This window comes from Cellulomonas sp. P4_B5_2 (assembly GCF_056402235.1).
Genome location: NZ_JBFUHU010000221.1, coordinates 1 through 9,229, shown reverse-complemented (window position 1 = coordinate 9,229; position 9,229 = coordinate 1). Strand labels below are relative to the sequence as shown.

Annotated in this window: 6 protein-coding genes and 1 pseudogene; 1 reads left to right on the top strand and 6 read right to left on the bottom strand. The window is 72.2% G+C overall.

Features of this window, described 5'->3' with window-relative positions; genetic code table 11:
- The 5 genes and pseudogenes from hpaD to AC1DUQ_RS15370 form a co-directional block, all read right to left on the bottom strand.
- On the bottom strand, nt 1-1,109 hold a 1,109-nt coding region (gene hpaD, locus AC1DUQ_RS15390; protein WP_477074089.1), incomplete at its 3' end, for a 3,4-dihydroxyphenylacetate 2,3-dioxygenase.
- Between the two features lies 1 nt (nt 1,110).
- Nucleotides 1,111-2,595: a 5-carboxymethyl-2-hydroxymuconate semialdehyde dehydrogenase gene (gene hpaE, locus AC1DUQ_RS15385; protein WP_477062188.1), complete on the bottom strand. Its 1,485-nt coding sequence runs from the start codon at nt 2,593-2,595 to the stop codon at nt 1,111-1,113.
- Nucleotides 2,596-2,607: 12 nt separating this feature from the next.
- On the bottom strand, nt 2,608-3,300 hold the full coding sequence (locus tag AC1DUQ_RS15380) for a GntR family transcriptional regulator (RefSeq protein WP_477062187.1): 693 nt from the start codon (nt 3,298-3,300) through the stop codon (nt 2,608-2,610).
- Nucleotides 3,282-4,757, bottom strand: coding sequence for a fumarylacetoacetate hydrolase family protein (locus tag AC1DUQ_RS15375; RefSeq protein WP_477062186.1), 1,476 nt, complete (start codon nt 4,755-4,757; stop codon nt 3,282-3,284). The genes AC1DUQ_RS15380 and AC1DUQ_RS15375 overlap by 19 nt, the downstream gene beginning before the upstream one ends.
- A 38-nt stretch (nt 4,758-4,795) precedes the next feature.
- Nucleotides 4,796-6,330: pseudogene (locus tag AC1DUQ_RS15370) on the bottom strand (thiamine pyrophosphate-binding protein).
- A 101-nt stretch (nt 6,331-6,431) separates the two neighbouring features.
- Here AC1DUQ_RS15370 and AC1DUQ_RS15365 point away from each other — a divergent pair.
- Nucleotides 6,432-8,285 (top strand): FAD-binding monooxygenase, encoded by a 1,854-nt coding sequence (locus tag AC1DUQ_RS15365; protein WP_477074088.1) that lies wholly within the window; start codon nt 6,432-6,434, stop codon nt 8,283-8,285.
- Here the strand turns inward: AC1DUQ_RS15365 and AC1DUQ_RS15360 are convergent.
- Entirely contained in the window at nt 8,282-9,169 is an 888-nt protein-coding gene (locus tag AC1DUQ_RS15360) for a phenylalanine 4-monooxygenase (RefSeq protein WP_477062183.1), read from the bottom strand. The genes AC1DUQ_RS15365 and AC1DUQ_RS15360 overlap by 4 nt on opposite strands.
- Nucleotides 9,170-9,229 lie beyond the last annotated feature (60 nt).

Genomic DNA, 9,229 nt, shown 5'->3' with positions numbered 1-9,229 from the left:
GGAGCGTCCCCCTTGCGGGTGTACGAGAACCCGTCGGCCCCGATCGTCACCGCCATCTCGCTGGTGTCCGTGCGCGCGACGACGGGCTGCGGGTTGCCGTCCAGGTCGAGCACGAGGGACGCCTCGGTGTACCAGGAGGGGACGACCGGGTTGCCCCACCAGTCGCGGCGCTGGTTGTCGTGGACGTCCCAGGTGACCACCGGGTTGTCCGGGTCTCCCGTGTAGTAGTCCTGCGTGTAGATCTCGATCCGGTGCCCGTCGGGGTCGCGCAGGTACAGGTAGAACGCGTTGGACACGCCGTGCCGCCCGGGTCCCCGCTCGATCCGGTCCGACATCCGCAGTGCGCCGAGCTTGTCGCAGATCGCCAGGATGTTGTGCTTCTCGTGGGTCGCGAAGGCGACGTGGTGCATGCGCGGGCCGTTCCCGCCGGTCATCGCCGTGTCGTGGACGGTGGGCTTGCGACGCATCCACGCGGCGTAGGTGGTGCCCGCCTCGTCCTGGATGTCCTCGGTCACCCGGAACCCGAGGTCCTCCATGTACCTCACGGCTCGCGGCACGTCGGGGGTGACCTGGTTGAAGTGGTCGAGGCGCACGAGGGTGCCCGGGGTGTAGAGGTCGTAGCGCCACGCGAGCCGCTCGACGTGCTGCACGTCATGGAAGAACTCGTACGGGAACCCGAGCGGGTCCTCGACACGGACCGAGTCGCCGATTCCCCGCGCGAAGCCGTCCGCACGACGCTCGACCCGGCACCCGAGCTCGCGGTAGAACGCGACCGCCTTGTCGAGGTCGCCGGGGGAGCGGACCCGGTAGGAGAGCGCTGCGGCCGCCGCCACCGGACCCCTGCGCAGGACGAGGTTGTGGTGGATGAACTCCTCGTAGGTGCGCAGGGAGATCGTCTCCCCGTCCTCCTCCGTCACGACGAGCCCGAGGACGTCGACGTAGAAGTGCCGCGACGCGGCCAGGTCGGTCACGACGAGCTCCATGGAGGCGGCGCGCAGGATGTCCGGCGGCGGGGACGACGGCGTCGGGATCGGGTCGGCGGACCGGATCGGGTCCTCGACGGTCACGACGGGCTCGGGCCCGCCAGGGGTCAGCGGCGTCGTGCTCACGTCAGTGTCCTTTGCCGAAGGTCGGGTGGTGCGCCTCGCCGAGCGTGACGTGCACGGCCTGCTGGTGCGTGTAGAAGTCGATCGAGCGGTACCCGCCCTCGTGCCCGAGGCCGGAGGCCTTGACGCCTCCGAACGGGGTGCGCAGGTCACGGACGTTGTTGCTGTTGAGCCAGACCATGCCCGACTCGACCGCCTGGGCGAAGGTGTGCGCCCGCCGCAGGTCGTTGGTCCACACATAGGCCGCCAGCCCGTACCTGACCCCGTTGGCGAGCGCGAGCGCCTCGGCGTCGGTGTCGAACGGGGTGATGGCCACGACCGGGCCGAAGATCTCCTCCTGGAAGATCCGGGCGTCCGGGGGGACGTCGGCGAAGACGGTGGGTGCCACGTAGTTCCCGGTCGGGAAGCCCGCGGGTCGCCCGCCGCCGGCGACGAGGCGGGCCTCGGTCCTGCCGACCTCGATGTACGACATGACCTTCGCGAAGTGCTCCGGGTGCACGAGTGCGCCGACCTCGGTGCCCGGCTCGTGCGGGGGGCCGACGACGATGCGCTCCGCCTGGGCGGCGTAGCGCTCGACGAACTCGTCGTAGATCTCGCGCTGGACCAGGATCCGGCTGCCCGCGGTGCACCGCTCGCCGTTGAGGGAGAACACCCCGAAGATCGTCGCGTCGATCGCGGCCTCGAGGTCGGCGTCGGCGAAGACCACCGCGGGGGACTTGCCTCCGAGCTCCATCGAGAGGCCCTTCAGGTGCGGCGCCGCGTTCGCGAAGATGAGCTGCCCGGTCCGGCTCTCCCCGGTGAACGAGATCAGGGGGACGTCCGGGTGCTTGACCAGCGCGTCGCCGGCCTCCTCGCCGATCCCGTGGACGAGGTTGAACACGCCGACGGGCACACCGGCCTCCTCGAAGATCCCGGCCCACAGGGATGCCGACAGCGGGGTGAACTCCGCGGGCTTGAGCACCACGGTGTTGCCCGTGGCCAGCGCGGGCCCGAGCTTCCAGGACTCGAGCATGAACGGCGTGTTCCACGGGGTGATGAGGCCCGCGACGCCGATCGGCTTGCGGTTGACGTAGTTGATCTGGCGGCCGGGCACCTTGTAGGCGTCGTCGGACTGGGCGACCACCAGGTCGGCGAAGAAGCGGAAGTTCTCGGCGGCGCGTCGCGCCTGGCCGAGTGCCTGGGTGATCGGCAGGCCGGAGTCGAAGCTCTCGAGCTCCGCGAGCCGGGTGTCGCGCGACTCGACGATGTCGGCGACGCGGTGCAGGACCCGCGACCGCTCCCGCGGCAGCATCTGCGGCCACGGTCCTTCCTCGAACGCCCGCCGTGCCGCCGCGACGGCTCGGTCGACGTCCGCCTTCTTGCCGGCCGCGGCGTTCAGGTACGTCTCGTTCGAGACCGGGTCGAGGACCTCGAACGTCGCGCCGTCCGCGGAGTCGACGTGCTCGCCGCCGATGTAGTGCTGGAGGCGTTCGGGAAGGTGGGTCGGCATGGGGGTTGCCTCTCAGAGTGAGGTCGTGACGCCGTCGGGGTGCTCGTGGCTGAGGTAGGCAGCGAGCGTCGCGGACCGGTGCCCCCGGGCGGCCCGCTCGATGTCCGGCAGGGGTGCACCGGTCTCGATGAGGTCGAGGAGCACCTCGTGCTCCCGCACGGACTCCTGCGCGCGGCCAGGCACGAAGCTGAACGTCGAGTCGCGCAGGTGGCCGAGCCGAGTCCACTCGGCGTCGACCAGCGCGCGCATGCGGGGGTTCGGGCAGGCGGCGAAGAGCACCGCGTGGAACCTGTGGTTCACCGAGGTGAACAGGTGCGGGTCGAAGTCGTCGAGCGACTCGACGAGGTGGCGGTTGAGGTCGCGAGCCTGCCGGAGGCCGTCGGACGTCAGGTGCCGGGCCGCGAGCGCAGTCGCCGCCCCCTCGAGGATGGCCAGCGCCTCCATGCTGTGCCGGTACTGGGTGTCGTCGATCATCGACACGCGCGCACCGACGTTCCGCTCGAACGTCACCAGCCCCTCGGCCTCGAGCCGGCGGATGGCCTCGCGCACCGGCACGACGCTCATCCCGAGCTGGTCCGCGATGGACCCGAGCACCAGGCGGTACCCCGGGGTGAGCTCCTCGCTCGCGATCCGCTCCTTGAGCCAGTGGTAGGCGAGCTGCGACTTGCTCCGCGCCTCCGCCTCCCTCATCTGCTCGCGCGCCATGCGTCGAACCTCGCTCTCCACTGCGCGTCCATCGGGAAGAGCCCGTCGACCGGGTGGCCGGCGGCGACCTGTTCGGCGATCCAGCCGTCCTCCTCCTCCTGGGCCAGGGCGGCGTCGACGACCTCCTCGACGAGCGCGGGCGGGATGACGACCACGCCGTCGCCGTCGCCGACGAGGACGTCGCCGGGTTCGACGGTCGTCCCACCGCACGCGACGGCGACGTCGATGTCCCACGGCACGTGCCGTCGGCCGAGGACGGCGGGGTGCGCGCCCGCCGAGTAGACGGGGATGCCGACGGCGGCGACGGCGGCGTGGTCACGGAGACCGCCGTCGGTGACGATGCCGGCCGCCCCCCGCGCGTGGGCGCGCAGGGCGAGGATGTCGCCGAGCGTGCCGGATCCCGCCTCACCGCGCGCCTCGATGACGAGCACCTCGCCCTCGCCGACCGCGTCGAACGCGCGCTTCTGGGCGTTGTAGCCACCGCCGTGGCGGGCGATCAGGTCCTCGCGGCCCGGCAGGAACCGCACGGTGCGCGCGGTGCCGACGAGCTTGGCACCGGGGTGCATCGGACGGACCCCGTCGATCGTCACCTCGTCGAGGCCACGCTTGCGCAGCTGTGCGCTGAGCGCCGCGACCGGGGCCTGCATGAGCTTTTCGCGCAGCTCGGGGGAGAGGCCCTGTGGCTCGAGACCGGCGGCGGCGCGCGAGCCCCACGCCTCCGCGCGCTGCACGTCGTCGACGGCGGGCAGCGACCCGAGCGCACCGTCGAACCCGTGCTCGCCCTGGACGACGGTGGTGACGAGCCGGCCCGAGGTCGGAGCGCCCGGGGCGTCCAGCGCGTCGACCTCGACCTCGATGACGTCGCCGGGGACGACGACCGAGGAGCCGGCGGGGGTGCCGGCGAGGATGACGTCACCGGGCTCGAGCGTGAGGTGCTGCGAGAGGTCGGCCACCAGCTGGGCGAGGGGGAAGAGGAGCCCGGCGGTGGTGTCGTCCTGGCGGAGCTCGCCGTTCACCCAGGCGCGCACCCGCAGTGCACCCGGCTCGACCGCGCGGGCGTCGAGGAGGGCCGGTCCGACGGGGGTGAACCCGTCACCGCCCTTGGAGCGGACGTTGGAGCCCTTGTCGTTCGCGCGCAGGTCGTACAGCCCGAGGTCGTTCGCCGCGGTGACCCATGCGACGTGGTCCCACGCCTGGGCCAGAGGCACCCGACGTGCGGTGGTCCCGATGACGAGCGCGATCTCGCCCTCGAAGGCGAGCAGCTCGGTGCCCTGCGGGCGCTCGACGGTGCCACCGGAGGGCGCGACGGAGCTCGACGGCTTGAAGAAGTACGACGGCTGGGCGGGCCGCCGGCCGCGCTGGTCGGCGCGCGAGGCGTAGCTGAGGTGGACCGCCACGATCTTGCCGGGGCGTCCGGGCAGGGCGGAGAACCTGCGGTCCGTGCTGTCGTCGGTCATGAGCTCCCTTGCCGGTGGTGAGGAGAGGTCCTGCGTCGTCAGCCGCTCGCCCGGGAGATCTCCTCCCAGAAGGGTGCGACCACGGTGCCGGACACCCGCAGGTCGAGGAGCAGGAACGGGCGGTCGGACTCCGGCCGGGCGCGCCACCGCGTCAGCGCCTCGAGGTCCTCGACCGTCCGGACGGCCACGCCCTGCGCGCCGAGCGCGGTGGCCACGCCGGCGAAGTCGACGTCGGGGATGAGCATCGGTTCGCGTGCCAGCCCCTTGCGCCCGTAGAGGTGCATCTCCGCGCTGTACGCCCCGTCGTTCCACACCACCGCGATCCCGCGGCCGCCCGCCACCCGCACCGCCGACTCGAGGTCGGACAGGGCCATCAGCCCGCCGCCGTCTCCCGTGGTCAGGACCACCGTGGTCTCCGGCCGGGCGAGCGCCGCGCCCACCACGCTGGGGAAGCCGAGCCCGATCGCCTGGAACGCGGTGCCCACCATCACCATCCGGTCCGGGGCGGACACCGGCCAGTACATGTTCGACCAGCCGAGGAAGTGCCCGCCGTCCGAGACGACCACACGGTCCTCGGGCAGCAGCTCGGCAAGGCGCGCGGCCGCGGTGCGTGGGTCGAGGCGCCCGTCCGCGGCCGTCCCGTCGCCGGGCTCCTGCCGACGAGCGGCCGTGAGGTCGACCGACTCGCGCCACCCGCTGGGTGTGGCTCCATCGAGCTCCTTGAGGATCGCCTCCGTGACGACTCCCGCGTCCCCCCGGACGTAGCCGCCGACGTGCGGGTGCGTCGCCGCGGGCGCGACGTCGACCTGGAAGACGCGGCACCCGGGCGCGAAGAGGTCGCCGAACCGCATCGTGAACTGGTTGAGGGAGGCGCCGACCACCACCGCGACATCGGCCTCACGGACGAGCTCCATCGCCCCCTGGGCGCCGAACCCGCCGGCGACGCCGAGGTCGAACTCGGACCGGGGGAACACCCCCCGCCCGAGCGCGGTCGTCGTGGTCAGCGCACCGGTCGCGTCGGCGAGGGCGCCCAGGGCCTCGCCCGCGCCGGCCTCCCAGGCACCGCGCCCCGCGAGGAGCAACGGACGCCGCGCGTCGGCGAGGGCCGTCGCGATCTCCCGCACGACACCCTCGGCGAACGCCCCCCTCATGGCGAGCGGAGGTGGCAGGCGCGGGGTCGGCGTCTCGGGCACCGGGCCCGTGTCCAGCGTCGCGACGTCGTAGGGGATCGCGAGCACGGTCGGCACCCGGTAGGTCAGTGCGTGCTCGACGGCGATGACGGTCGTGGCAGCGGCGTCCGTACGGCCCACGGTGTAGGTGCGGGCGCCGACGGCCGAGGCCATCGCGATCTGGTCGACGTCCCAGGGTCGCGGCCCGGACGTCGGCTCGTCGCCGACGACGAGGACGAGCGGCACGCCACCGCGCCCGCCTCGTGCCGCACCGCGACGAAGCGGGCGTCGGTCTGGCACGTCAGGGCGTCGAGGAAGTACGCGTTGCCGTTGCCCATGACCCCGAAGACGTGGTCGACGTGGGCGGCGAGCGTGACGGCGACGTGCGCGGAAACCGTCGGCATGGATCAGGGCCTTCCGGGCCGGGTCGACCGCGTCATTGCGGCGTGGAAGGGATAATATACGATCCGTCAACCTCGACACCGGCGTCAGGGGAGCGGGTCCCATGCAGTTCCACCACCACGGCTACGTCTCCGGCGACCCCCGCCTCCAGCCCGCCGCGGGGGTGGGCCTCGACCGGCCCGACGAGCTCCCCGACGAGGTGGACGTCCTCATCATCGGCGCCGGCCCGGCGGGCATGATCGCGGCCGCGCAGCTCTCGCAGTTCCCCGACGTCGTCACCCGGATCGTCGACCGCCGCGACGGCCGGCTCGCGATCGGGCAGGCGGACGGCATCCAGGCGCGCAGCGTCGAGACGTTCCAGGCGTTCGGGTTCGCCGGCCGGATCGCCGAGGAGGCCTACCGCATCACCGAGATGTGCTTCTGGCACCCGGACCCTGCCGACCCGGCGCGGATCGTGCGTGGCGAACGGCCGCCCGACGACCCCCACGGGATCAGCGAGTTCCCGCACCTCATCGWCAACCAGGCGCGCGTGCTCGACTACTTCGCCGAGTACATGGCGAACTCCCCGAGCCGGATGGCGCCGGACTACGGCTACGAGTTCCGCGGGCTCGAGCGGTCCGACGACCACGTCACCGTCACGCTGGTGCGGACCGCGGGGGAGCGTGCGGGGCAGGAGAAGGTGGTGCGGGCCAAGTACGTCCTGGGCGCCGACGGCGCCCGCAGCGGGGTGCGGTCCGCGATCGGCTGCACCATGCAGGGGAACTCGGCGTTCCACGCCTGGGGCGTCATGGACGTGCTCGCCGTCACCGACTTCCCGGACATCCGCCTGAAGTGCGCGATCCAGTCGGGTGCGGGAGGCAGCATCCTGCTCATCCCGCGCGAGGGCGGCCACCTGTTCCGCATGTACGTCGACCTGGGCGAGATCGACCCCGACTCCCACCACGAGGTGCGGAGCACGACCATCGAGCAGATCATCGCTCGGGCGCAGGCGATCCTGCAGGCTTACACGCTCGACGTGCATCACGTCGCCTGGCACAGCGTCTACGAGGTCGGGCACCGGCTCACGGACCGGTTCGACGACGTCCCCGTCGAGGAGTCCGGCACGCGGACCCCCCGCGTGTTCATCGCCGGCGACGCCTGCCACACGCACAGCGCCAAGGCCGGTCAGGGCATGAACGTGTCCATGCAGGACGGGTTCAACCTGGCGTGGAAGCTGGGGTACGTGCTGTCGGGCCGCAGCCCGGAGAGCCTGCTAGCCACCTACTCCGCCGAGCGCCAGGTGGTCGCGCAGAACCTAATCGACTTCGACAAGGAGTGGTCCACGCTCATGGCGAAGACGCCGGAGGAGCTGGGGGACCCCGGCCGGCTCGCCGAGTTCTACGTGCGCACCACCGAGTTCCTCTTCGGGTTCATGACCCAGTACGCCCCGTCGATGGTCGTCGCCGAGCCCACCCACCAGGCGCTCGCCACGGGCTTCCCGGTAGGAAAGCGGTTCAAGTCCGTCCCCGTGGTCCGCGTCGCCGACGCGAACCCGCTGCAGCTCGGGCACCAGCACCGAGCCGACGGCCGGTGGCGCGTCTACGCGTTCGCCGACGAGGCGGCCACCGCGCTCACGACGTGGGCCGACTGGATGAGCGGCTCCCCGGTGCGCGACGACGGTGTCGTCGACCTCAAGGTCGTCTACCAGCAGCGGCACGTCGACGTCGACATCGCGGCCGTGCCGGACCTCTTCCTCCCGCGCACCGGCCCGTTCGAGCTCGTCGACTACGAGAAGGTGTTCGCCACCCACCCGGACGAGGACATCTTCGAACTGCGGGGCATCGACCGCGCCGGGTGCGTCGTCGTCGTCCGGCCGGACCAGTACGTCGCGGCCGTCCTGCCGCTCGACGCCACGGACGAGCTCGCCGCGTTCTTCGCGCAGCACCTGCTCGCGGCGAGCCGACAGCCCGTGGCCTAGGCGGCGCCCCGCGCGAGCCGGGCCGGCGTCTCGTCGTCGAACTCGGCGAAGAACCCGCCCACCCGGTCGGTGAGCTCGCTCATGCCGTCGCAGGCGAACAGGATCGGCTGGTAGTGGCTGATGTCGTACGCCAGCGTGGCCATCTGGTGGAAGTCCACGGGCCGGATGTCCGCTCCCCGGAACTCCTCGATCTCGCCATAGGACGACAGGAGGCCGGCGCCGTAGGCGCGCAGCTCGCCGTGCTCGTACATCACCCCGAACTCGATGGTGAACCAGAAGACGTCCGCCACGTACTGCAGGCCCTCGGGCGTCTCGCACCGTCGCGCGGCCTCGCCGGCGCGGCGCTTCACGTCCGCGATCGCGGGGTTGGCGAGCAGGTTGCAGTGCCCCACGACCTCGTGGATGACGTCCGGCTCCGGCGTGTACAGCGGCTGCGACGGATGGCGCAGGTACTGCGTCGAGTGGAAGACCCCGTCCGCGAGCGACCCGTAGAACACGTCGAGCGGCACGAGCCCGGCGGCCGGGTGCAGCCGGAAGCCGCTCAGCGGATCGAGTCCCGCGCTGACCTCGTCGAGCTGGGGCACGTGGTCGGTGGGCAGCGCGAGGGCTTCCTTGCCCTCGAGGTAGCCACGGATCGCGAGCCGCTCGTGCTTCGGTGCGAGCTCGCGGCACACGGTCCGCCAGATCTCGTTCTCGGAGTCGGTGTACTGCACCCGCGGCACCGGGTCGCCGGGCTGCCACCCCAGTGCAGGACCGGCGATCTCCTCGCGGCGACGGCGGTACTCCGGGTCGTTCGCACCGGGGTGGTCGTCCGCCAGGTGCACGGTGACCTTGCCGTCCTCGTCGGCGGTGACGGGGGCGTAGAGCTGTCCTTCTTCGAACATGCGACCCGTTCTACGCCGAAAGAGCGCCGGGCGCATCCCCCGGTGCCGGGGGGGGGGGGG

Coding starts and splice junctions, on each gene's coding strand:
- AC1DUQ_RS15375 (WP_477062186.1), bottom strand. CDS start 4,757: ATGACCGACGACAGCACGGACCGCAGGTTCTCCGCCCTGCCCGGACGC.
- hpaE (WP_477062188.1), bottom strand. CDS start 2,595: ATGCCGACCCACCTTCCCGAACGCCTCCAGCACTACATCGGCGGCGAG.
- AC1DUQ_RS15380 (WP_477062187.1), bottom strand. CDS start 3,300: ATGGCGCGCGAGCAGATGAGGGAGGCGGAGGCGCGGAGCAAGTCGCAG.
- AC1DUQ_RS15360 (WP_477062183.1), bottom strand. CDS start 9,169: ATGTTCGAAGAAGGACAGCTCTACGCCCCCGTCACCGCCGACGAGGAC.